This window comes from Microbacterium sp. NPDC056044 (assembly GCF_042267145.1).
Classification (GTDB): Bacteria; Actinomycetota; Actinomycetes; order Actinomycetales; family Microbacteriaceae; genus Microbacterium.
Map to the genome: position 1 here is coordinate 603538 of NZ_JBHJWZ010000004.1, position 23269 is coordinate 626806.

Consider the following 23269-nt stretch of genomic DNA (forward strand, 5'->3'; position numbering starts at 1 on the left):
CTCGTAGAATGGGCGGATCATGTCTTCGCCTTCCGCCACCCCGACTCTCATCGCGCCCTCCGAGGCGGCGCACGATGTCGACGGGCGTGCCCGCACCTACGAGGTGCGCACGTTCGGCTGCCAGATGAACGTGCACGACTCCGAGCGCCTCTCCGGTTCGCTCGAGAGTGCCGGCTACGTCCGCGCCGAGGTGGGCGAAGAGGCGGACGTCGTCGTCATCAACACCTGCGCGGTGCGCGACAACGCCGCCGGCAAGCTGTACGGCACGCTCGGCCACCTCAAGTCCCGTAAGGACAAGCACGACGGCATGCAGATCGCCGTCGGCGGGTGCCTCGCCCAGATGGACAAGGACGCCGTTCAGCAGAAGGCGCCGTGGGTCGACGTCGTCTTCGGCACGCACAACATGGGGTCGCTGCCGAGCCTGCTCGAGCGTGCGCGCCACAACGGCGAGGCCGAGCTCGAGATCCTCGAGGCACTCGAGATCTTCCCCTCGACGCTGCCGACCAAGCGCGACAGCGTGCACAGCGGATGGGTGTCGATCTCGGTCGGCTGCAACAACACCTGCACGTTCTGCATCGTCCCGAGCCTGCGTGGCAAAGAGAAGGACCGCCGGCCCGGCGACATCCTGAACGAGATCCGCCTGCTCGTCGACGACGGCGCCATGGAGGTCACCCTCCTCGGCCAGAACGTCAACTCGTACGGCGTCGAGTTCGGCGACCGCCAGGCGTTCGGCAAGCTGCTGCGCGCCGCCGGCGAGATCGAAGGCCTCGAGCGCATCCGCTTCACGAGCCCGCACCCGGCCGCGTTCACCGACGACGTCATCGACGCGATGGCCGAGACGCCGTCCGTCATGCCGCAGCTCCACATGCCGCTGCAGTCCGGCAGCGACCGCATCCTCAAGGCGATGCGCCGGTCGTACCGCAGCGAGAAGTTCCTCGGCATCCTCGATCGCGTCCGCGAGAAGATGCCCGACGCCGCCATCACCACCGACATCATCGTGGGTTTCCCCGGCGAGACCGACGAGGACTTCGAAGACACGATGCGCGTGGTCGAGCAGGCGCGCTTCGCCAGTGCCTTCACCTTCCAGTACTCGATCCGCGAAGGCACTCCGGCGGCCACCATGCCCGACCAGGTTCCCAAGGAGGTCGTGCAGGCGCGCTACGAGCGTCTCGCCGCCCTGCAGGAGCGCATCTCGCGCGAGGAGAACGAGAAGCAGCTCGGCCGCGAGCTGCAGGTGCTGGTCTCGACGGGCGAGGGCAAGAAGGACGCCGAGACCCACCGGCTCACCGGCCGCGCCGAAGACAACCGTCTGGTGCACTTCGAGGTGCCCGCGGGCTCCGAGATCCCGCGGCCCGGCGACGTCGTCTCGGTCGTGGTGACGCACGCCGCGCCGTTCCACCTGCTCGCCGACTCGACCGACGGCGCGCCGCTGCGCATCCGCCGCACGCGCTCGGGCGACGCGTGGGACCGTTCGCAGGCCGAGTCGTGCGGCATCCCGGCGCCGGCGGGCGAGTCCGGCGCGCCGCGCGCGGTATCGCTGGGTCTGCCGACGCTCCGCATCGGCGTGTGACCCCTCCGTGAACACCCCGGCCGACGCCGCGCCACCGGCGCGCCTGTGGGCCGTCGTGGGCGCGACCGGCACCGGCAAGACGGCGCTGTCTCTCGAGCTCGCCGACGCCCTCGCGGCGCGCGGCCGCCCCGCCGAGATCGTGAACGCCGACGCCATGCAGCTGTACCGCGGCATGGATATCGGCACCGCGAAGCTGCCCGAGGCCGAGAGGCGAGGCATCCGTCATCACCTCTTCGACGTGCTCGACGTCACCGACGACGCGGCGGTCGCCTGGTATCAGGACGCCGCGCGCACGGCGATCCGCGAGATCCACGGTCGCGGCGCCGACGCCGTGCTGGTCGGCGGCTCCGGACTGTACGTGTCGAGCGTGCTGTTCGACTTCCGCTTCCCGCCGCGGGACGAAGAGCTCCGCGCGCGGCTCGAGACGGAGCTCGACGCGCACGGCCCCGGCGCGCTCTACGCCCGCCTGCGCGAGCTCGATCCGGCGACCGCGGCCAAGGTCGATCCGCGCAACGGCCGCCGTATCGTCCGCGCTCTCGAGGTGCTCGAGCTCGGTGAGCGCACGCACGGCGCGATGCTCCCCGACGCGCCCGTGCTCTGGCACGACGACACCCGCATCATCGGTGTGGCCGTGCCGCGCGACGAGCTCGTGGTCCGCCTCGATGCGCGCGTCGAGGCGATGTGGCGGGACGGGCTGCTCGACGAGGTGCGGGCTCTGCGCGCGCACGGGCTCGAGCAGGGCGTCACCGCCCGGCGCGCCATCGGCTACGCGCAGGCGCTCGCGCAGCTCGAGGGCGAGCTGACCGAAGCCGAGGCGATCGCCGAGACGCAGGCGCTGACGCGCCAGTACGCCCGCCGCCAGGTGTCGTGGTTCAAGCGCTACGACGCTCTGCGCTGGGTGGATCCGGGAGTGGATGCTGCCGCCCTGGCAGACTCGTGGTCATGAGCATCGCGATCCGGGCCTTCGAACTCCCCGACACCGAGGCGGTCGTCTCGCTGTGGCAGCAGACGGGGCTCACGAGGCCGTGGAACAACCCGTATCAGGACATCAGCCGAAAGCTCTCGGTGCAGCCCGAGCTGTTCCTCGTCGCCGTCGACGGGCGCACGATCGTCGGAACGGTCATGGCCGGCTACGACGGCCACCGCGGCTGGCTCTACTACCTCGCGAGCGCGCCCGACCGCCGCGGCGAGGGGATCGCGCGCAAGCTCGTCTCCCACGCCGAGGAGCTTCTGACCGACATGGGGTGCCCCAAGGTGCAGCTCATGGTGCGGCCCGAGAACGGGATCGCCCAGGGGTTCTACGACTCCCTCGGATACGAGCCGTTCGAGACCTGGAACACCGGCAAGCGCCTCATCGCCGACTGAACCCTGGCTGATCCGGCGGCCGCGCCGGCGCCGCGCATCCCGCCCGTAGACTGGTGCGATGCCGCAGACGATCGCGTTCACCAAGGGCCACGGCACCGGCAACGACTTCGTGATCGTCCCCGATCCCGACGGCGCGCTCGCCCTCAGCGACGACCAGGTCGCCGTGCTGTGCGACCGGCGCTTCGGCATCGGCGGCGACGGAATCCTCCGGGTGGTGCGCGCGAGCGCGATCGACGAGGGCGCCGAGGCCGCAGCATCCGGAGCCGAATGGTTCATGGACTACCGCAACGCCGACGGCTCGAAGGCCGAGATGTGCGGCAACGGCGTGCGGGTCTTCGTGCGCTACCTCGTCGACGTCGGCTGGGCCGATGTCGACGGCACGCCGCTCAAGATCGGCACGCGCGCGGGCATCAAGACGGTCACCCGCAGCGACCGCGGGTACGAGGTGGACCTCGGTCCGTTCACCGTCGACGATTCCGGAGTGCTCGTGCGCACGCGCGGCGGCGGCGCGCCCCGCCCGGGTGTCGGGATCGACGTCGGCAATCCGCACGTCGTCGTGGCGCTGCCCGACGAGGGCGAGCTCGAGGGGCTCGACCTCGCCGCTCAGCCGCTGCTGCAGCCCGAACCGCCGCACGGCGCGAACATCGAGTTCGTCGTGCCGAGCGACCCGCTCGTGCACGAGGGCGTCGGCTCGATCCGCATGCGCGTCTTCGAGCGCGGCGTCGGCGAGACCCTGAGCTGCGGCACCGGCGTCGCCGCCGCCGCTCTCGCGGTGCGGCACTGGGCCGGCCCCGCGGCACCGGATCACTGGGTCGTCGAGGTTCCGGGCGGCACGCTGGGCGTGCGGATGCCCGAGATCGACGGCGAGCGGCACGTGCTGCTGTCGGGTCCCGCCACGCTCGTCTACACCGGCGAGGTCACGCTCGCGTAGCGGGCCTCAGAGCTCGGACAGGTCGGGCAGGTCGATCGGCTCGCTCGGCGGCGAGCCGTGCCGGCGCACCTTGAGCACGCGGAACCCGCGTGCGGTCGCTGCGCGCTGCACGCTGAAGCGGCGGTCCAGCGTCGCGGCGAGCCACCGCTGCAGCGAATCCGACCCGAGGTTGCGCTGCACGACGAGCCACGCGTCCGCCCGCTCGTCGAGGCGGGGGATCCACCGCTCGAGCAGGCCGTGCAGCTCGTTCTTGCCCACGCGGATCGGCGGGTTCGACCGGATCGTGCGGAACATGATGTCGTCGGGAACATCATCGGGCAGCGAGGCGTTGACGTTCGAGAGACCGAGCGCGGAGGCGTTCCGGCGCACCAGGTCGAGTGCTCGCTCGTTCACGTCGACGGCCCAGACGGTCGCGCGTGGCGCATCGAGCGCGAGGCTGAGTGCGATCGGTCCCCACCCGCACCCGAGGTCGAGGAAGTTCCCGCCCGCCGGAGGCGGGGGAGTGTTCGACAGCAGCACCGCGGTTCCCGAGTCCACGTGATCGGGGCTGAAGACGCCCCCGGCAGTCGTGACCTCGAGATCGCGACCGGCGAGCGTGACCCGGATGCGGCGCAGGTTTTCGGGGCTGGCGGGCGTCGCACTGAAATAGTGGTCACTCCCCATAGCCGACGAGCCTAGCGGAGGCGCTCCGCATGACGGGAAGCTAGAATTCACGGATGCCGCGAACCGGCCGATGAACGCAGGAAAACGGCATCCACGGCAACAAGCGAAGGAACACATGACGGATACCACGACACCCCAGAGCACCGACGAGACGCCGGTGGACCCGGTGGATCGCGTGCTGGCGCGCGCCGAAGCGCGCTCGGGGGTGCACGTCTTCGGAGCAGCGCAAGCGCTCCAGGACGAGGCCACGATCGGGCGTGCCGACACCGATGGCGAGCAGTGGGATCGCGAGGAGCGCGCAGCGCTCCGGCGCGTCCCCGGGCTCTCCACCGAGCTCGAAGACGTCACCGAGGTCGAGTACCGGCAGCTGCGCCTCGAGAACGTCGTCCTCGTCGGCGTGCACGCGCAGGGCGAGACGGAGGACGCCGAGAACTCGCTGCGCGAGCTCTCGGCACTGGCCGAGACCGCCGGCGCCGTCGTGCTCGACGGCGTGCTGCAGCGGCGTCCCCACCCGGACCCCGCGACCTACGTCGGCCGCGGCAAGGCGGAGGAGCTGCGCGACATCGTCGCCTCGGTGGGTGCCGACACCGTGATCGCCGACACCGAGCTCGCGCCCAGCCAGCGGCGTGCCCTCGAGGACGTCGTCAAGGTCAAGGTGATCGACCGCACGACGGTGATCCTCGACATCTTCAGCCAGCACGCGAAGAGCCGCGAGGGCAAGGCCCAGGTCGAGCTCGCGCAGCTCGAGTACCTCCTGCCGCGCCTGCGCGGCTGGGGTGACTCGATGAGCCGCCAGGCCGGTGGCCAGGTGGGCGCGGGCGGCGCGGGCATGGGCTCGCGCGGTCCCGGTGAGACGAAGATCGAGCTCGACCGCCGGCGCATCCGCACGCGCATGGCACAGCTGCGCAAGCAGATCCGCGACTTCGCCCCGGCGCGCGACGCGAAGCGGGCCGAGCGCAAGCGCAACACGATCCCGTCGGTCGCGATCACCGGCTACACCAACGCCGGCAAGTCGTCGCTGCTCAACCGCCTCACGAGCGCGGGCGTGCTCGTCGAGAACGCCCTGTTCGCGACGCTCGACGCCACCGTGCGACGGACGGAGACGAACGACGGCCGCATCTACACGCTGACCGACACCGTCGGCTTCGTGCGGAACCTGCCGCACCAGCTGGTGGAGGCCTTCCGCTCGACCCTGGAAGAGGTCGGCGAAGCCGACGTCATCGTGCACGTCGTCGACGGCTCTCACCCCGACCCGGCCGCGCAGCTCGCGACGGTGCGCGACGTGATCGGCGACGTGGGCGCGCGCGACATCCCCGAGATCATCGTCTTCAACAAGGCCGATCTGATCGACGACGACGCGCGCCTGCTGCTGCGCGGACTCGAGCCCAAGGCCGTCTTCGCGTCCTCCCGCACCGGCGAGGGGATCGACGAGCTGCGCGCCCTCATCGAGGAGACGCTGCCGCTGCCGGCCGTCGAGGTGCGGGCCCTTGTGCCCTACGACCGCGGCGACCTCGTCTCGGCGATCCACGAGCAGGGCATGATCCTGTCGCAGCAGCACGAGGAGGGCGGCACCGCGGTGCACGCCCGCGTGGGCGAGCACCTCGCTGCGCGCCTCGCCCCCTTCACGGTCTGAGGAGGGTCGCCGCTCGAGCCGCTAGTCGAGCTCGAGCGGCGGCACTCCCGGCGTCTCGAAGCCGAACACCTGGCCGAGGAACGCGAGCTCGGCCTCCAGGGTGCGCACGAGCGTCGTCGCGCTGCGGAAGCCGTGCCCCTCGCCCTCGAACGCGAGGTAGGCGTGCGCGACGCCGTTCGCGGCGAGGGCGTCCCGCACCGCCTCGGACTGCGACGGCGGCACGACCCGGTCGTCGAGGCCCTGCTCGATGAGCAGCGGGGTGCGCAGGCGATCGAGGTGCGACAGCGGCGACCGCTCGACGTACAGCGCCTCGGCCTCGGGGAGCGGACCCACCATGCCGTCGAGGTAGCGCGCCTCGAAGTCGTGCGTGTCTTCGGCGAGCTTGCGCAGATCGGCGACGCCGTAGCGGCTGATGCCCGCGCCGAACGCGTCGGAGTTCGTGAGCGCGCACAGCACCGTCCAGCCGCCCGCCGAGCCGCCCGCGATCGCGAGGCGGCGCCCGTCGGCGGTGCCCGCCTCGGCGAGTCCGCGGGCCGCGGCCACGACGTCGTCCACGTCGACGACGCCCCACTGGCCGAGCAGGCGCTCGCGGTAGGCGCGGCCGTAGCCGCTCGAGCCGCCGTAGTTGACGTCGAGAACGCCGATTCCGCGGCTGGTGAGGAACGCGATCTTCCCGGATGCCGCGCCCCCGACATGATCGGTCGGCCCGCCGTGCACGAACACGACGTACGGGGGTCGCTCGTCGTCTGGGCCCACGACGCCGGGGTTCGTCGGCGGGTAGTCGAAGGCGTGCACGGGACCGTGCGGCCCGGGCACGGTGACGGCGCGGGATCGCGGCATCCATTCGGCTCCCCAGGGTGAGGCGCCGCCCACGATGAGTCGCGTCGCGGCGGGGTCGTCGACGTCGACCTCCCAGAGCCCTGCGCCGCCGGAGCCTGCGCCCGAGAGCAGCACGCGCGTGCCGCGGGCGTCTTCGACCGACAGGCGGGTCACGGCGTCGACGTCGAGCGTGCGGCGCCCGCCCGCGGCGTCGATCACGACGAGCTCCTCGGCGCCGTTCGCCTGGACCGCGACGATGCGCCCGTCGGCGAGCAGGGCGAACCACCGCGTGCCGAGCACCCACAGCGGGCCGCCGGTGTCGGCGTCCGCCGGAGCGACCGGCTCGTGGCGGAGGTCGGCCGAGAGGCGCAGCCGCCACAGGTTCCATCGGCCCGTCGGGTCGTCGGCGTAGACGAGGTCGTCGTCGTCGACCCACTCGGGCTGCAGCGGCGAGGATGGGCCGCCCGCCACCGTCGTCCATTCCGCGCCGTCGCCGCCGGTGAGCCGGCCGACGCGCAGCTCCGCGCGGTCCCAGGCCATGTGCGGATGATCCCACGCGATCCAGGCGAGGCGCGTGCCGTCGGGCGACAGCGCGGGGTGGGCGACGAAGTCGCTGCCGCTCGCGAGCGAGCGCAGGCGCGCAGCATCCGTTCCCGTCCCATCGAGGGGGATATCGACGATGTCGCGCGCCGGCACGGCGGTCGTGCCGGTGTGGTCCTCGCGCACGGCGAGCAGGCGGCCGTGCTGCAGCGTCAGGCCGCCGAAGCGCACGTCGCCGGCGTCGGGCGTGAGCGGGCGCGCCTCGTCGCCCGGCGCGAGCCGCCAGACACGCTGGTCCGACTTCTCGACGAAGTAGAGCACCCCGTCGGCGTCGGCCGTCCACGAGCCGCCGCCGTACTCGTGCACGCGCGATCGGGCGCTCCACGGTGCCGGCAGCACATCGACGACGGCTCCGGATGCTGCGCGCCGGCGCACGGCGGAGCGGCCGCCCTCTTCGGGCACCGACTCGCCCCACCACACCTCGGGATCGTCGACACCCACGTAGCGCGCGCCCTCCAGACGCGGCGAGGCCGCAGAGACGTCCGCGGCGGAGATCGGGGAGGGCCAGCTGCCGTAGGGGAGCACGTCGGGTGTCGTCACGCATTCCACGCTACGACGAAGCCGACGCATGCCGCGATCGAAACAGAACGTCACAGGCGACATCGCGACGGCGCGCTCCGCTACCGTGGACGCATCGTCGCCCGGTCGTCCTCACGGACGCCCCGAACCTCGGGGCCCGGGCAGGAGCGACAGCCGAGCCCGGCACCCGCCCGCGAATGACACCTCTTCCGCCGTCCGGCGGGTGGAGGTGCCGCGGCCGATCGGGCCTTCCCGTACGGCTCAGCCCTGTCCGCCGATCCCTGAGAAGCAGGCCATGTCGATCGACCTGAGCACTCCTCCCGTGCCGATCTCCTTCGAGGTGTACCCGCCGCGCTCCGACGCCGGCGTCGCCGCCCTCCACGAGACGATCCGTCACCTGGCGTCGGTCGACCCGCGGTTCATCTCGGTGACCTACGGCGCCGGCGGCTCCACCGGCGGCCGCTCGCTCGAGCTGCTCACCCACATCCTGCGCGAGACCCACGTCGAGCCCCTCGCCCACCTCACGTGCGTCGGGAACACCTACGCCGGCGCGACCGCGCTGATCAGGGAGTTCCTGGATGCCGGGATCACGAGCTTCCTCGCGCTCCGCGGCGATCCGCCGGCCGGCGTGTCGGAGGACGACGTCTTCCTCGGCGATCTCGACAGCGCGGCGCAGCTCGTGCAGCTGATCGACCGGGTGCAGGCGGAGCGTGCGCCCTACAGCGAAGCGCCGATCCCCGGCGTTCCCGGTGCGGTGCGGGTCGCCGAGCGCCCCCGCGTCGACATCGCCGTCGCGGCGTTCCCGAACGGCCACCCGCGGTCGCGGCATCCGTTCGAAGACATCGACGCGCTGCTCGCCAAGCAGGCCGCCGGCGCGACGCTCGCCATCACGCAGCTGTTCTTCCACGCCGGCGACTACCTCGCCTTCGTGCAGCGATCCCGCGAGGCGGGCGTCACGATCCCGATCCTCCCCGGCATCATGCCGATCACCTCGCCCACGCGACTGCGCCGCGTGCTCGAACTGACGGGGGAGCAGCTGCCCGCCGAGCTCGCCATCGCGCTCGACATCGAGCCGACCGCCGAGGGCCAGCGCGAAGTGGGCGTCGCGCACGCTGCGCGCCTCGTCCGTGAGGTCGTGGACGGCGGCGCCCCCGGCGTCCACCTGTACGCCTTCAACCACCACGACACCGTCCTGGACGTGCTGCGTGAAGCCGGGGTGCACGCCCCGGCGACACGAATGCCCGACGCCGTCCGCTGACCCGGGCGCCGCGATCCGCCGGATGGCCGGCGGGTCTCTTCGGCGACCCCGAAAACCCCACTCCGAGATGCACGAAGCGAAAGAGAGAGCACGATGACCGAACCTCGCAGCACCTTCCCCCACGGCACGATCCTGGGCTATCCCCGGATCGGACGCCGCCGCGAGCTCAAGCGCGCGGTCGAGGCGTACTGGGCCGGCACGACCGACGCCGAGGCACTGGAGCAGACGGCGGCCGGGCTCCGCCGCGCGACGCGCGAGCGGCTCGCCGAGCTGGGCCTGGGGCGCGACGACTCGTCGATCCCCGAGTCGTTCTCGTTCTACGACCAGGTGCACGACGCGGCCGTCACCGTCGGGGCGCTGCCCGAGCGGTTCGCGGCGCGGCGCGATGCCGACGGCGGGATCGGCCTCGACGCGTACTTCACCGCCGCGCGCGGCGCCGGCGAGGACGCCCCGCTCGAGATGACCAAGTGGTTCGACACGAACTACCACTACCTCGTGCCCGAGATCGGCCCCGAGACGGTCTTCGCGCTCTCGAGCGACCGGTTCGCCCGCCAGGTCGCCGAGGCGAAGGCCGACGGCTTCACCGTGCGCCCCGTCGTCGTGGGCCCGGTCACGCTCCTCGCTCTCGCGAAGGCGACGGATGCTGCGCCCGCAGGCTTCGACCCGCTCAGCCGGCTCGACGACCTGCTGCCGGTGTACGCCGAACTGCTGTCGGCCCTGCGCGCCGCGGGTGCCGAGTGGGTGCAGCTGGACGAGCCCGCGCTCGTGAGCGAGAGCCTTCCGGCCGACCCGGCGGCGCTGGCGGATGCTGCGGCTCGCGCCTACACCGCGCTCGGGGTTCGCGGTGACCGGCCCGCGATCCTCGTCGCGGCCGGCTACGCGCAGCTGTCGCCCGAGGCCTGGACGGCGCTCGCCGCGGCGCCGATCGAGGCCATCGCCATCGACCTCACGCGCGGTGCGGTGCCCGAGGCCGTGCCGGGCCTCGACCGCAAGACGCTCGTCGGCGGCGTGATCGACGGACGCAACGTGTGGCGCGGCGACCTCGACGCCGCGTTCACGCGCCTCGAGGCCCTGAACGACCTCGGCGCGTCCGAGATCAGCGCGGGCACCTCGACCTCTCTCCAGCACGTGCCGCACGACGTCGCCGACGAGTCCGCGCTCGACCCGCGGCTCGCGTCGTGGCTCGCGTTCGCCGACCAGAAGGTCGCGCAGGTGGTGACGCTCGCGGCGGGTCTGGTCGACGGGCGGGCTGCCATCGCCGAGCCGCTGGCCGCAGCATCCGCCGCCCTCAGCGATCGCCTGGGCGCACCCGGCGTCCGCGACGGCGCGGTGCGCGAACGGGCCACGGTGTTGAGCGCCGACGACTTCGCGCGCGGTGACTACGACGCCCGCGTCGCCGCGCAGGACGTGGAGCTCGCGCTGCCCGTGCTGCCGACGACCACGATCGGGTCGTTCCCGCAGACCGGCGACATCCGCCGTGCCCGCGCCCGTCACGGCCGCGGTGAGATCGGCGCCGACGAGTACGAGCGGTTCCTCCGGGACGAGATCGCGCGCGTCGTGACCCTCCAGGAGGACATCGGGCTCGACGTCCTCGTGCACGGCGAGGCCGAGCGCAACGACATGGTGCAGTACTTCGCCGAGAACCTCGACGGCTTCGCGGTGACCGAGAACGGCTGGGTGCAGTCCTACGGCTCGCGAGCGACGCGTCCGTCGATCCTGTGGGGCGACGTCTCGCGGCCCGAGGCGATCACCGTCGCGTGGTCGGCGTTCGCGCAGTCGCTCACCGACAAGCCCATGAAGGGGATGCTGACAGGCCCCGTGACGATCCTGGCGTGGTCGTTCGTGCGCGACGACCAGCCGCTCGGCGAGACGGCGAACCAGGTCGCGCTGGCGCTGCGCGACGAGATCGCCGACCTCGAGGGCGCGGGCATCCGTGTGATCCAGGTCGACGAGCCCGCGCTGCGCGAGCTGCTTCCGCTCAAGGCGGCGGACCAGCCCGCCTACCTCGAGTGGTCGGTCGGCTCGTTCCGCCTGGCGACCGCGGGCGCGGCGCCCGCGACGCAGGTGCACACGCACCTCTGCTACTCGGAGTTCGACGTCGTGATCGACGCGATCGCGGCGCTCGATGCCGACGTCACCTCGATCGAGGCCGCCCGCAGCCGCGGCGAGGTGATCGGCGACATCCGGGCGTCCGGCTTCGCCGCCGGCGTCGGCCCGGGCGTCTACGACATCCACTCGCCGCGCGTGCCGTCGGTCGACGAGATCACCGACCTGCTCGACCGCGCGGTCGGCGAGCTCGCCCTCCGACGCGTCTGGGTCAACCCGGACTGCGGGCTCAAGACCCGCGGGTACGACGAGACGGTCGCCTCGCTGAAGAACCTCGTCGAGGCGACCGAACTCGTGCGCGAGCGCGTGGCGCTCGCCCGCTAAGCGCGGGGCTTCTTGGTGGATGCCTCGGCCGGCGCGGACGCGTCGGTCGAGGCATCCGTCATCTCGGGGATGACCTCTGTGTCGTTCTCGTCTTCGACGACCACCGTGTCGGCCTCGATGACGAGGGTGTCGGCAGTGCCGTCGGGGTCGGCGTCCTCGGCGGCGACCGTCTCCGCGACCACGACCTCGTCGGGGCGGATCTGCAGCAGCTCGAGGATCCAGGTGACGACGAGAGCGACGATGAGCACCAGGAAGACGTCGCCCGCCGACAGCGGCCGCAGCGCGAACAGCCAGATGACGGCGATCACGATGATGAGCGTGCGCACCAGGGTGCGGTAGCGGTAGAGCCACGCGCCGAAACGGCCGGTGCCGAAGCCGTGGCTCGACAGCTGGCGTCGCGCCGACGCGTTGAGGCTGGCGATGGCCTGGCGTGAGCGCACGGCCGGTGTCCAGCGTCCGGCGAACCAGCCCAGGATCGCGATGACGACGCCCAGCAGCACGGCGATGGCCGCGGTCTGCTGCATCGCGCCGACGAGGCTCTGGTAGACCACGTCGAGAGCGGTGGCGGAGAGCCCGAGCTGCACGGCCGTCTGGCCGATGACCGGGTAGCCGATCGCGAACGCCAGCGCCAGGGCGCCGCCGCCGAGCGCGAAGCCGATGCCCGAGCCGAGCACCGCCGTGCTGCGACGGCGCGCGATGAGGATGCCGAGGACGAAGAGCCCGATCGTGATGATCGGCAGCCACCAGCCGAGCGCGGTGGCGAGCGCGTACGTCGTCCGGATCGTCACGAGGGTGTCGCCGGTGCCGATGATGATGACCTTGTCGACGGCGGGGATCAGCTGGGCGATGCCCACGCCGCGGTCGATGAGGTTCTGCTTGACCCGCTCGACGATCGCGCCGAGCTGGATGCCGAGGCCCTCATCGTTCATGACGACGATGCCGCCGCCGTCGGAGGTCGCCGCGGCCGTCAGGGCGCGGTGGGCCGCGCGGGTGGTCGCCGTCCAGGTGTCGGCGAAGGCGTCGGATTCGACGACTCGCGTCACGGTCTGCGTCAGGAGGTTCTGGAGGCCCTCCGCCGCGGGGGCCTGAAGCAGCTTGAGAGCCTGCGAGGCACGCGGCGGCAGGCCGAGCTGATCGATGCCGTCGAAGACGTTCGCCGTCAGCTCTTCGAAGTCGACCTGCGCCTGGACCGCCTCGACCGTCTCGTCGATGATCATCTGCTGCACGGCGGGGTCGTCGGCGAGCGGGGCGAGGGTCTGCACGAATGCGGACTCGTCCACGAGCTCGAGCCGCGCCCACGCGGTGACGATCGAGATCGGCACGAGGATCGACGCGATCACGATGCACAGCGCGGAGAAGAACGCGCGCCATCCGCTGCCGGCCGGACGATTCGCCGCCCTGCCGGTGGGCGGCGCGGGAGCGGCGCCCGCTTTGAGGAGGGCGTTCTCGGCCTCGAGCGCGTCCAGGCGGGCCTGGAGGTCGGGAACGTCTGGCGAAGGCGTCACGGCGGTCATTCCACCCTTATAGCGCGTGGCGAGTACCGCCCACCACCTCTGTGCTCGCGCGATTCGTACGAAATGGCGTCAGACCGCGCGCAGCACCGCGACGACCTTGCCGAGCACGGTGGCGTCGTCGCCCAGGATCGGCTCGAACGCCGAGTTGCGGGGGAGCAGCCAGGTGTGACCGTCGCGCTGGCGGAACGTCTTCACGGTCGCCTCGCCGTCGAGCATCGCCGCGACGATGTCGCCGTTGTCGGCCGTGGCCTGCGACCGCACGACGACCCAGTCGCCGTCGCAGATCGCGGCGTCGATCATCGACTCGCCCGAGACCTTGAGCATGAACAGGTCGCCCTTGCCGACGAGCTGACGGGGGAGGGGGAAGATCTCCTCAACCTGCTGCTCGGCGGTGATCGGCACACCGGCGGCGATGCGGCCGACGAGCGGCACGAGCGCCGCGTCGCCGACCGACGGCGCGGCGTCGGCGGGGCTCTCGGTGGCGGTGCCGGGCAGATCGATGAGCACTTCCATCGCGCGGGTCTTGCCCGCGTCGCGACGGAGGTAGCCGCTCAGCTCGAGCTGGTTGAGCTGGTGCGTGACGCTCGACAGCGACTTGAGCCCGACCGCGTCGCCGATCTCGCGCATGCTCGGCGGGTAGCCGTGACGGGCGATCGAGCGCTGGATCACTTCGAGGATCGCGAGCTGCTTGTCGCTCAGGCTCTTGCGCCGGCGGGTCTGGGGCTTCTCGCGCCCGGCCGCGTCGCTCATCTTCCGGCTCCGTCCTGCGCCCGGCCGCCGAGCGCTGTTTCTTCGAATGTCGGAGGCCCGTGGTGGGGTTCTCGTATCGAAACCGTATCCGGATCGCAGGCGATGAGGTGGGAACCTCGCCGCGTGTCGCGTTCGAGAGATCGACGCCCGGATCCGGTATTGACATCCTACAGACTCGAAGATAGCTTCGGAAGAGAGGTTCGCATTATCCACTCCCGGCCGAGTGGAGAATGCGAATCTCCCCCCATCAGGAGGAGACGAGCATGACCGCGATCGACTTCACGACGTCCGTCCCGTCGCCGGCACGCGCCGCCGGCGCCGCAGCCCAGCGCGCCACGCGCGCGGTGGCCGGGCGAACCACGCGTCTGCGTCTGACAGTGCGCGGCCGCCGCGTCCTCGCCGTCCTGGCGGCGCTGCCTGCCGTCATCGCCCTGAGCGCGGCGATGCTGGGCGGCGGTGCCGCTCTCGCTTCTCGCGACGCCGGCGCGCCTGCAGGCTCCTTCACCACGGTCACGGTGGCGCCCGGGGAGTCTCTGTGGACGATCGCGGAAGAGGTCGCGCCCGAGCGCGACCCGCGTGACGTCGTCGACGAGCTCGTGCGACTCAACGCGCTCGACACCGTCCTGGTGCAGGCAGGGCAGCGCCTCGCGATCCCAGCGTCGTACGAGCGCTGATCCCGGGTGCGCCGCGCAGCGTCACGCGGCGCGAGGCCCACGACGCCCGGGCCTACCATGGGATGGGTGAGTGCACGTCTCGAAGACCTCCCCCTCCGCGCCGATCTCCGGGGGCTGAAGCCGTACGGCGCCCCGCAGGCGCCGCTGCCCGTGGCCCTCAACGTCAACGAGAACACGCATCCGGTTCCGTCCGAGGTCGCCGACGACATCCTCGACTCGATCGCACTCGCCCTGCGCGACGTGAACCGGTACCCCGACCGGGAGTTCACCGCGCTGCGCGAGGGGTTCGCCGACTACCTCGGCCACGGCCTCACCCGTGACCAGATCTGGGCGGCGAACGGATCGAACGAGGTGCTGCAGCACATCCTCCAGGCCTTCGCGGGTCCGGGTCGCACCGCGTTCGGCTTCGGCCCCACGTACTCGATGTACCCGCTCCTCACCCGCGGCACGGGCGCCGAGTGGATCTCGGGGACGCGATCGGCCGACTACACGGTCGACGCCGACGACGCAGCATCCCAGGTCTCCGACGCCTCGCCTGACGTGATCTTCCTGTGCTCGCCGAACAACCCGACCGGCACCCCTCTCGGACTCGATGTCGTGAAGGCCGTCTACGAGGCCACCGACGGCATCGTGATCGTGGACGAGGCGTACTTCGAGTTCGCCCCGCACGACGAGCGCTCGGCTCTGACCCTGCTGCCCGGGCGTGAGCGTCTGGTGGTCTCGCGCACGATGAGCAAGGCGTTCGCGTTCGCCGGCGCGCGCGTCGGCTACCTCGCGGCGGATCCCGTGCTCATCGACGCCCTCCGGCTCGTGCGCCTGCCCTACCACCTCAGCTCGCTCACGCAGGCGGCGGCGTCCGCCGCGCTGCGTCACGCCCCGGTCATGCTCGGCATGGTCGACGAGATCGTCGCCCAGCGCGACCGCATCTCGGCGACGGTCGAGGCACTCGGCTACACACCCCACGAGTCGTGGACGAACTTCGTGCTGTTCGGGGGCGTGGCCGATCCGGCGGCGACTTTCCGGGCCCTCTACGACGAGGGCGTGCTCATCCGCGACGTCGGCATCCCCTCGCACCTGCGGGTGACCGCGGGCACCGCCGACGAGACGACCGCGTTCCTCGACGCCCTCGCCTCGGTAGGATCGGCCGCATGAGCGCCGCACCACGCACCGCCTCGCTGCGCCGGGCCACCAGCGAATCGACCGTCGAACTCGAGCTCGATCTCGACGGCACCGGCCGCAGCCGCATCGACACCACGGTGCCCTTCTTCGACCACCTGCTGACCGCCTTCGCGAAGCACTCGCTCACCGACCTCACGGTCCGCGCGTCGGGCGACACCGACATCGACGCCCACCACACGGTGGAGGACATCTCGATCGTGCTCGGGCAGGCGATCCGCGAGGCACTGGGCGACAAGTCCGGCATCTCGCGCTACGGCGACGCCCTCGTGCCGCTCGACGAGGCGCTTGCGCAGGCCGTCGTCGACATCAGCGGCCGTCCCTACCTCGTGCACACCGGCGAGCCCGCCGGCTTCGAGCACCACCTGATCGGCGGCCACTTCACCGGCTCCCTCGTGCGCCACACGTTCGAGGCGATCTCGTTCAACGCGGCGCTGACCGTGCACGTGCGCGTGCTGTCGGGCCGTGACCCGCACCACATCGCCGAGGCGGAGTACAAGGCGTTCGCCCGGGCGTTCCGGCAGGCGAAGGCGCTCGACCCGCTCGTCGAGGGCATCCCGAGCACGAAGGGCGCCCTGTGACCGCAAGCGCTCCCTCCGCACCGGAGAAGCCGCTCGTCGCCGTCCTCGACTACGGGTCGGGCAACGTGCACTCCGCGGTCAAGGCGCTCGTCGCGGCAGGCGCCGATGCGCGCCTGACCTCCGACCGCGGCCTCATCAGGGACGCCGACGGACTGTTCGTGCCCGGCGTCGGCGCGTTCCGCGCGGTGGCCGAGGCGCTGCGCGCGAGCCGCGGCGACGAGCTGATCGAGCGCCGGCTCGCGGGCGGGCGCCCGGTGCTCGGCGTGTGCGTCGGCATGCAGATCTTCTTCGAGCGCGGCGTCGAACGCGGCGTCGACACCGAGGGCATGGGGGAGTGGCCCGGTGTCGTGACCGAGCTCGACGCACCCGTGCTGCCCCACATGGGGTGGAACACCGTCGAGCCCGGCGAGGGCTCGCGCCTGTTCCGTGGCATCGAGAACGAGCGCTTCTACTTCGTCCACTCGTTCGGCGCGCAGAAGTGGCTGCTCGACGTGCAGCCGCCCTTCCCCGAGCCCGTCCTGACGTGGTGCGAGTACGGGACTCCGTTCCTCGCGGCCGTCGAGAACGGGCCGCTGTCGGCCACGCAGTTCCATCCCGAGAAGTCGGGGGATGCCGGCATCCGTCTCCTCACGAATTGGATCGACGGCCTCGGCGGGGCTACCCTCTGAGACCGTGCCGTCTGCGGGAGCGCGTGCTCCCGTGATCGCCCCCACAGCTTCCCCATGTCTGAGCCAGGAGCCATGAACGATTTCGCGTCCACACCCAAGCTCGTCCTCCTGCCCGCCGTCGATGTGGCCGACGGCAAGGCCGTCCGTCTGACGCAGGGCGAGGCCGGCACCGAGACGAGCTACGGCGACCCCGTCGATGCGGCCATGGACTTCGCGCGCCAGGGCGCCGAGTGGATCCACCTCGTCGACCTCGACGCCGCCTTCGGCCGCGGCAGCAACGCCGGCGTCCTCCGCAAGGTCATCAAGCAGGTCCGCGGTGTGCAGGTCGAGCTCTCGGGCGGCATCCGCGACGACCGCACCCTCGAGGCCGCGCTCGAGAGCGGTGCGGCGCGCATCAACCTCGGCACCGCCGCGCTCGAGAACCCCGAGTGGGCCGCCGACGTCATCGGCCGTTACGGCGACGCGATCGCCGTCGGTCTGGACGTCCGCGGCACGACGCTCGCGGCGCGCGGCTGGACGCGCGAGGGCGGCGACCTGTGGACGGTCCTCGACCGCCTCGAGTCCGCCGGCTGCAGCCGCTACGTCGTCACCGACGTCACCAAGGACGGCACCCTCAAGGGCCCGAACCTCGATCTGCTGCGCGAGCTGATCACCCGCACCCCCAAGCCCGTCGTCGCCTCGGGCGGCGTGTCGAGCCTCGACGACATCGCGGCCCTTCGCGACCTCGTCCCGCTCGGCGTCGAGGGCGCGATCGTGGGCAAGGCGCTCTACGCCGGCGCCTTCACGCTCGCCGAGGCGCTGGATGTCGCCGGACACTGACCCGCACGCCGCCCACCACGGCCACGGGCACGGCGGCGACTCCGCCGGCGTGCCGTGGGAGGGCCGCAGCTTCCAGTCCAACCCGCACGCCGCGGACGACGGGTCGGCCGACCCGGCGCTGCTCGCAGCCCTCACCGCGTTCCGTGCCGGCACCGGCGGGCAGCGCGAGGTCGTCGACGCCTACCGTGCGGCACGCCTGCTGATCCCGCTCGTCGCCGAGAAGGGCGACCACGGCATCGGCGCGCACGGCCTCGAAGTCGACAAGACACAGGAGCTGTCGATCGTCACGGTGGCCGCCCCCGACGGGCGTCGCGTGCTGCCGGTCTTCACGTCGGTCGACACGATGAGGCGATGGGATGCCTCGGCCCGGCCGGTTCCGGCCGACGGCGTCCGCACCGCCCTCTCCGCGGCGGCCGACGACACCGACCTCATCGTCGTCGACCCGGCGTCGGAGACCGAGTTCGTCATCCGGCGCCCCGCCGTGTGGGCGATCGGCCAGGGGCAGCCGTGGGAGCCGAGCTTCCTCTCTCCCGAGGTGTACGCGGGACTGCAGGCGAGCATCGGCGGCGAGCTGTCGGTCATCGACCTCGCGGTCGAGCCGGGCGACCCCGACGCGCGCCTGCGGGGACCTGAGCTCGTGGTGCGCCTGCACCTGATGGACGGACTCGAGAAGGCCGAGCTCGACACCGTTCTGGCCCGCCTCGCCCAGCGCTGGGCCGCCGACGATCGCATCGCGGTCCTCGTGGACTCGCTGACGGTCAAGCTCGTCCGCGCCTGACGGACGAGCCCTTGCGGCCCCCGGCCGGCCGGTGGATGATCGGCTCCGCGGAGGTGGCGGATGGAGCACGGGGCGAGCAGTGACTACGGGCGGGCGCTGCACACGGCGCACCGCCACGCGATGGCGTGGCTCGATTCGCTCGACGAGCGCCCGATCCGCCCCGAACTCGATGCCGACGCGGTCCGCGACCGCTTCGCAGCCGAACTGCCCGATGAGCCCAGCGACGCGACCTCCGTCGTGGCGGAGCTCGTGGCTGCTGCGGAACCGGGTCTCATGGCGATGGGCTCGTCACGCTTCTACGGCCTTGTGACGGGTGGCACCTACCCGGCGGCGCTCGCGGCGGACTGGCTCGTGTCGGCCTGGGACCAGAACACGGGGCCACGTCAGGTCGCCGGGGCGACGGCCGCCGTGGAGGAGACCGCCGGACGCTGGCTCCTCGACGTCCTCGGGCTGCCGCCCGACAGCGGAATCGGCTTCTCGACCGGCGCCACGGGCGCGAACCTCGCCTGTCTGATCGCCGCCCGCGACGCCCTCGTCCGCGAACGTGGGGGCGACCCCGCTGCCGGACTGCATGATCTGCCGCCCGTCCGCTTCTTCGCGGGCGACGCCGTGCACACGTCGGTCGTCCTCGCGGGACGCATGTCGGGGCTCGGTGCTCCCCGAACAGTCGGCGCGGACGCGCAGGGCCGGATCGACGTCGACGGGCTGGCGCGGGCGCTGCACGAGCACGGCGACGACCCCGCCATCGTCGCCCTGCAGGCGGGCGACGTGCACTCCGGCGCCTTCGACGACTTCGTCGCGGCCGTGGAGGTGGCGCATCTGGCGGGCGCGTGGGTGCACGTCGACGGTGCGTTCGGACTGTGGGCCGCTGCGAGCCCGCGATCGCGGCACCTGGTCGAGGGCGTCGCGCACGCGGATTCGTGGGCGACGGACGCCCACAAGACGCTCAACGTCCCGTACGACTGCGGAGTCGCGATCGTCCGCGACGAGGCTGCGATGGCCGCGGCCCTCGGCGCGCACGCGGCCTATCTCCCCGAGATGGCCGGCGTCGCCGACCCCTACGACCACGTCACCGAGATGTCGCGCCGGGCGCGCGGGGTTCCGGTCTGGGCCGCGCTGCGGTCGCTCGGCCGTCAGGGGGTCGCCCAGCTGGTGGACGGGCTGACGGATGCTGCAACCGCCCTCGCGGCCGGATTCCGGGCGATTCCTGGGCTCGAGGTCCTCAACGACGTCGTGTTCACGCAGGTGTGTCTCGCCGCGAGGGACGATGCATCGACCGCGGCGCTGGGGGAGTGGCTGCGCGCCGAGGGGACGGCGTGGGCCTCGTCGTCGACGTGGCACGGGCGCACGGTGGTGCGCTTCTCGGTGAGCAACCATGGCACCGATGAGGAGGCGGTCCGCCGCACCGTCGACGCGGTCGCGCGCGGCGCGGCGGCCCTGGGACTCGAGGACTGAGCCCCGCGAGCCGGGGAGTGTCGCCGCGTCAGGTGACCGGGCCGGTCCACTTCTCGCCGGGGCCCTTGCCGATCGGATCGGGGATGACCGATGCCTCGCGGAACGCGAGCTGCACGGAGCGCAGTCCGTCGCGGAGCGAGCGCGCGTGCATGTCGCTGATCTCGGGGGCGCCCGCCGTGATGAGTCCGGCCAGCGCGTTGATGAGCTTGCGTGCCTCGTCGAGATCGGTCTGCGTCGCGGGGTCGTCCGCCAGTCCGACCTTGACCGCGGCGGCGCTCATCAGGTGCACGGCGGCCGTCGTGATGACCTCGACGGCCGGTACGTCGGCGATGTCGCGCGACGCCGATGCGGCCGCTCGCTCCTGCTCCTCCCAGCGCGCCTGGCGCTCAGCATCCACTGCCGCCGCGCTCGTCTGATCGCCGTCCTGGTCTCGAATCGTGTCCACGCCGTTCTCTCTGATAGACTGCTGCGGTCTCCGGTGCGTTCTGCACCGGATCGGAAAGTGGATCACATCCCACCCGCGCTTGCCGTTCCAGGCTACCGGGTCATGCACTCCGCCCCGACCGTTCTGCGGCCGGGGTAGCCGTCGGGGCGACCGGACGGGAACTCCATCACCGGAGAGGGTGCAGGAAGTCGGCGCTCGAAGCGTCTGACGGGTGGAGTGGATCTTCCTCCGCCCGCGATACGACTGCGTGTCGCGGTGGTCCAGCCCATATACCCAAGGAGTTCCGCATCAGCGATCCCCGCACCAACGACCGCATCCGGGTCCCCGAGGTCCGCCTCGTCGGTCCGAACGGAGAGCAGGTCGGCGTCGTCCGCATCGAGGTGGCGCTGCGCCTGGCCCAGGAGGCCGACCTCGATCTCGTCGAGGTGGCCCCCAACTCGAAGCCGCCCGTGGTCAAGATCATGGACTACGGCAAGTTCAAGTACGAGGCTGCGCAGAAGGCCAAGGAAGCGCGTCGCAATCAGGCGAACACCGTCCTCAAGGAGGTCCGGTTCCGTCTGAAGATCGAGGCCCACGACTACATCACCAAGCTCAAGCGCGCCGAGGGCTTCCTCCAGTCCGGCGACAAGGTCAAGGCGATGATCCTGTTCCGCGGTCGCGAGCAGTCGCGTCCCGAGCAGGGTGTGCGCCTCCTCCGCAAGTTCGCGGAGGACGTCGCCGAGTTCGGCACCGTCGAATCGAACCCCACGATCGACGGCCGCAACATGGTGATGGTGGTCGCACCGCACAAGAACAAGTCCGAGGTGAAGACCGAGCAGAACGCTCAGCGCGCCGCGAACAAGGAAGCTGCCCGCTCCGCCCGCAGCGGCGCGACGCCGGCCGGCGCCGCAGAGGCCCCCGAGGCCGACGCACCGGCCGCCGCCACCGAGGCAGCCCCGGCCGAGTAAGGCCCCACAGACTCCCGCACCGCGGGATACCGACTCCCGCCTGGGCGGGAAGTGAAACGAAGGAAGAAGAGATGCCGAAGCAGAAGACCCACTCGGGCGCCAAGAAGCGCTTCAAGGTCACCGGCAGCGGGAAGCTCATGAAGCAGCAGGCGAACCTCCGCCACAACTTCGAGGGCAAGCCCAGCCGCCGCACCCGCCGCCTGTCGCAGGAGCAGGTCCTCGCCCCGGGCGACGCCAAGGTCGCGAAGAAGCTCCTCGGCCGCTGACGCGCGCCGACGCAAGTTAGGAACACCAAGAAATGGCTAGAGTCAAGCGGGCCGTCAACGCCCACAAGAAGCGTCGCGTCATCCTCGAGCGCGCCTCCGGTTACCGGGGCCAGCGTTCGCGTCTGTACCGCAAGGCGAAGGAGCAGGTCACCCACTCGCTCGTCTACGCGTACCGCGACCGTCGCAAGCGCAAGGGCGACTTCCGCCGCCTGTGGATCCAGCGCATCAACGCCGCTGCCCGCCAGAACGGCATCACGTACAACCGCTTCATCCAGGGCCTCGGCCTCGCGGGTGTGCAGGTCGACCGCCGCATGCTCGCCGAGCTCGCGGTGAACGAGCCCAAGACGTTCGCGTCGCTCGTCCAGACCGCCAAGAAGGCGCTGCCCGAGAACGTCAACGCTCCGAAGAGCGCCTGACACGCGGCATCCGTTGTCTCGAAAGGGGCGTCCTCCTCACGGAGGGCGCCCCTTTCGCACGCGTCAGGGCCGAGAAGCGCATGCCGGAGACCGGTCCCCACGCCCTCTCCCGACGCCGCTGGCGCGTCGCCAGGAGCCTCTGGGCGCGTGGGCCCAGCCGCGACTCTAGACTGAGAGCCGTGCTCGAGAACCCCCGCTCTCCGCGTGTCCGCGCCGTCGCGAAGCTGACGAAGCGCAGCGCCCGTCAGGAGACCGGCCTGTTCCTCCTGGAAGGACCGCAGGCCGCGCGCGAGGCACTGGCCTATCGCCCCGAGACCCTCGTCGAGATCTTCGCCACGCCGACCGCGCTCGAGAAGCACACCGACGTGCGCGACGCCGCGCAGGACGCCGGGCTCGAGATCGTCTACACGACCGAGGCCGTGCTCGACGCGATGGCCGACACGGTGACGCCGCAGGGGATCGTCGCGGTCGCCCGTCAGTCGCCCACCTCGGTGCGCGAGGTGTTCGCGGCCTCGCCGCGACTCGTCGCGATCTGCGAGGAGGTGCGCGACCCCGGCAACCTCGGCACGATCATCCGGGCGGCGGACGCCGCCGGCGCGGACGCGGTCGTGCTCACGGGGCGCACCGTCGACCCGTACAACCCCAAGGTCGTGCGCGCGACGACCGGATCGCTCTTCCACGTGCCGGTCGCGGTGGGCGTCGACCTCGCCACGGCCGTCGCGAAGGCCCACGAGGCGGGCGTGCGCGTCATCGCGGCCGACGTCGGGGGAGGCGACTTCCTCGCATCCCGCGATGTGCTCGCCGAGCCCACCGCGTGGCTCTTCGGCAACGAGGCGCGCGGCCTCGAGGAGGAGGCGCTGGCGCTCGCCGACCTCTCGCTGCGGCTGCCGATCTACGGCGCGGCCGAGTCGCTCAACCTGGCCACCGCGGCCAGCGTCTGCCTGTACGAGACGGCCTTCGCGCAGCGCGCGGCGCGCTGACAGGTCCTGTTA

Annotated in this window: 23 protein-coding genes; 18 read left to right on the top strand and 5 right to left on the bottom strand. The window is 71.9% G+C overall.

What is annotated here, in order from left to right; translation table 11 throughout:
- Window positions 1-19: 19 nt before the first annotated feature.
- Genes miaB through dapF form a run of 4 tightly spaced genes read left to right on the top strand, consistent with a single transcriptional unit; the run spans window position 20 to window position 3866 of the window.
- On the top strand, window positions 20-1570 hold the full coding sequence (miaB, locus tag ACFC1I_RS14685; protein ID WP_376010741.1) for a tRNA (N6-isopentenyl adenosine(37)-C2)-methylthiotransferase MiaB: 1551 nt from the start codon (window positions 20-22) through the stop codon (window positions 1568-1570).
- 7 nt (window positions 1571-1577) lie between these two features.
- Window positions 1578-2516, top strand: coding sequence for a tRNA (adenosine(37)-N6)-dimethylallyltransferase MiaA (gene miaA / locus ACFC1I_RS14690; protein WP_376010743.1), 939 nt, complete (start codon window positions 1578-1580; stop codon window positions 2514-2516).
- Complete coding sequence (locus ACFC1I_RS14695; RefSeq protein ID WP_376010745.1) at window positions 2513-2935, top strand: GNAT family acetyltransferase; 423 nt, start codon at window positions 2513-2515, stop codon at window positions 2933-2935. Before miaA ends, ACFC1I_RS14695 begins: the two co-directional genes overlap by 4 nt.
- A gap of 58 nt (window positions 2936-2993) precedes the next feature.
- Complete coding sequence (gene dapF, locus ACFC1I_RS14700) at window positions 2994-3866, top strand: diaminopimelate epimerase (RefSeq protein WP_376010748.1); 873 nt, start codon at window positions 2994-2996, stop codon at window positions 3864-3866.
- Between the two features lie 6 nt (window positions 3867-3872).
- Here the strand turns inward: dapF and ACFC1I_RS14705 are convergent, their stop codons facing one another.
- Window positions 3873-4529, bottom strand: coding sequence for a class I SAM-dependent methyltransferase (locus tag ACFC1I_RS14705; protein ID WP_376010751.1), 657 nt, complete (start codon window positions 4527-4529; stop codon window positions 3873-3875).
- Window positions 4530-4644: 115 nt separating this feature from the next.
- Between ACFC1I_RS14705 and hflX the strand changes: the two genes are divergently transcribed.
- A complete protein-coding gene (hflX, locus tag ACFC1I_RS14710) occupies window positions 4645-6162 on the top strand; it encodes a GTPase HflX (protein ID WP_376010753.1) in 1518 nt (505 codons plus the stop codon).
- 21 nt (window positions 6163-6183) lie between these two features.
- Here the strand turns inward: hflX and ACFC1I_RS14715 are convergent, their stop codons facing one another.
- Window positions 6184-8151: an alpha/beta hydrolase family protein gene (locus tag ACFC1I_RS14715; protein ID WP_376010756.1), complete on the bottom strand. Its 1968-nt coding sequence runs from the start codon at window positions 8149-8151 to the stop codon at window positions 6184-6186.
- Window positions 8152-8395: 244 nt separating this feature from the next.
- On the opposite strand from ACFC1I_RS14715, the gene ACFC1I_RS14720 reads away from it, so the two are divergent.
- Window positions 8396-9358: a methylenetetrahydrofolate reductase gene (locus ACFC1I_RS14720; protein WP_376010759.1), complete on the top strand. Its 963-nt coding sequence runs from the start codon at window positions 8396-8398 to the stop codon at window positions 9356-9358.
- 93 nt (window positions 9359-9451) lie between these two features.
- Window positions 9452-11788 carry a 5-methyltetrahydropteroyltriglutamate--homocysteine S-methyltransferase gene (gene metE, locus ACFC1I_RS14725; RefSeq protein ID WP_376010762.1) on the top strand — a complete coding sequence of 779 codons (2337 nt, stop codon included), beginning with the start codon at window positions 9452-9454 and terminating at the stop codon, window positions 11786-11788.
- Here metE and ACFC1I_RS14730 read toward each other — a convergent pair.
- Both ACFC1I_RS14730 and lexA read right to left on the bottom strand, forming a co-directional pair.
- Window positions 11785-13302, bottom strand: a complete 1518-nt coding sequence (locus ACFC1I_RS14730; protein WP_376010764.1) for a hypothetical protein — start codon at window positions 13300-13302, stop codon at window positions 11785-11787. The genes metE and ACFC1I_RS14730 overlap by 4 nt on opposite strands.
- A 69-nt stretch (window positions 13303-13371) precedes the next feature.
- Window positions 13372-14052, bottom strand: coding sequence for a transcriptional repressor LexA (gene lexA / locus ACFC1I_RS14735; RefSeq protein ID WP_045297256.1), 681 nt, complete (start codon window positions 14050-14052; stop codon window positions 13372-13374).
- 263 nt (window positions 14053-14315) lie between these two features.
- Between lexA and ACFC1I_RS14740 the strand changes: the two genes are divergently transcribed.
- The 7 genes from ACFC1I_RS14740 to ACFC1I_RS14770 all read left to right on the top strand — a co-directional run bounded on the left by ACFC1I_RS14740 (window position 14316) and on the right by ACFC1I_RS14770 (window position 20203).
- Complete coding sequence (locus tag ACFC1I_RS14740) at window positions 14316-14726, top strand: LysM peptidoglycan-binding domain-containing protein (RefSeq protein WP_376010767.1); 411 nt, start codon at window positions 14316-14318, stop codon at window positions 14724-14726.
- Window positions 14727-14783: 57 nt separating this feature from the next.
- Window positions 14784-15878, top strand: coding sequence for a histidinol-phosphate transaminase (locus ACFC1I_RS14745; RefSeq protein WP_376010770.1), 1095 nt, complete (start codon window positions 14784-14786; stop codon window positions 15876-15878).
- A complete protein-coding gene (gene hisB, locus ACFC1I_RS14750; RefSeq protein ID WP_310289914.1) occupies window positions 15875-16483 on the top strand; it encodes an imidazoleglycerol-phosphate dehydratase HisB in 609 nt (202 codons plus the stop codon). Before ACFC1I_RS14745 ends, hisB begins: the two co-directional genes overlap by 4 nt.
- Complete coding sequence (gene hisH, locus ACFC1I_RS14755) at window positions 16480-17151, top strand: imidazole glycerol phosphate synthase subunit HisH (protein ID WP_376010773.1); 672 nt, start codon at window positions 16480-16482, stop codon at window positions 17149-17151. Before hisB ends, hisH begins: the two co-directional genes overlap by 4 nt.
- Window positions 17152-17223: 72 nt before the next feature.
- Complete coding sequence (gene priA, locus ACFC1I_RS14760) at window positions 17224-17970, top strand: bifunctional 1-(5-phosphoribosyl)-5-((5-phosphoribosylamino)methylideneamino)imidazole-4-carboxamide isomerase/phosphoribosylanthranilate isomerase PriA (protein WP_376010776.1); 747 nt, start codon at window positions 17224-17226, stop codon at window positions 17968-17970.
- Entirely contained in the window at window positions 17954-18748 is a 795-nt protein-coding gene (locus ACFC1I_RS14765; protein ID WP_376010778.1) for an SseB family protein, read from the top strand. The genes priA and ACFC1I_RS14765 overlap by 17 nt, the downstream gene beginning before the upstream one ends.
- A gap of 60 nt (window positions 18749-18808) precedes the next feature.
- Window positions 18809-20203, top strand: a complete 1395-nt coding sequence (locus ACFC1I_RS14770; RefSeq protein ID WP_376010780.1) for a pyridoxal phosphate-dependent decarboxylase family protein — start codon at window positions 18809-18811, stop codon at window positions 20201-20203.
- A 28-nt stretch (window positions 20204-20231) separates the two neighbouring features.
- Here ACFC1I_RS14770 and ACFC1I_RS14775 read toward each other — a convergent pair whose 3' ends face one another.
- A complete protein-coding gene (locus ACFC1I_RS14775; RefSeq protein ID WP_116196754.1) occupies window positions 20232-20600 on the bottom strand; it encodes a DUF1844 domain-containing protein in 369 nt (122 codons plus the stop codon).
- Window positions 20601-20935: 335 nt separating this feature from the next.
- On the opposite strand from ACFC1I_RS14775, the gene infC reads away from it, so the two are divergent.
- The 4 genes from infC to ACFC1I_RS14795 all read left to right on the top strand — a co-directional run bounded on the left by infC (window position 20936) and on the right by ACFC1I_RS14795 (window position 23257).
- Window positions 20936-21595, top strand: a complete 660-nt coding sequence (infC, locus tag ACFC1I_RS14780) for a translation initiation factor IF-3 (protein ID WP_376010905.1) — start codon at window positions 20936-20938, stop codon at window positions 21593-21595.
- A 71-nt stretch (window positions 21596-21666) separates the two neighbouring features.
- The gene (gene rpmI, locus ACFC1I_RS14785; protein WP_045297246.1) at window positions 21667-21861 is read left to right on the top strand and encodes a 50S ribosomal protein L35; all 195 of its coding nucleotides are present in this window, start codon (window positions 21667-21669) and stop codon (window positions 21859-21861) included.
- A 32-nt stretch (window positions 21862-21893) separates the two neighbouring features.
- Window positions 21894-22277 (top strand): 50S ribosomal protein L20, encoded by a 384-nt coding sequence (gene rplT / locus ACFC1I_RS14790; RefSeq protein WP_045297244.1) that lies wholly within the window; start codon window positions 21894-21896, stop codon window positions 22275-22277.
- 179 nt (window positions 22278-22456) lie between these two features.
- On the top strand, window positions 22457-23257 hold the full coding sequence (locus ACFC1I_RS14795) for a TrmH family RNA methyltransferase (RefSeq protein ID WP_376010784.1): 801 nt from the start codon (window positions 22457-22459) through the stop codon (window positions 23255-23257).
- Window positions 23258-23269 lie beyond the last annotated feature (12 nt).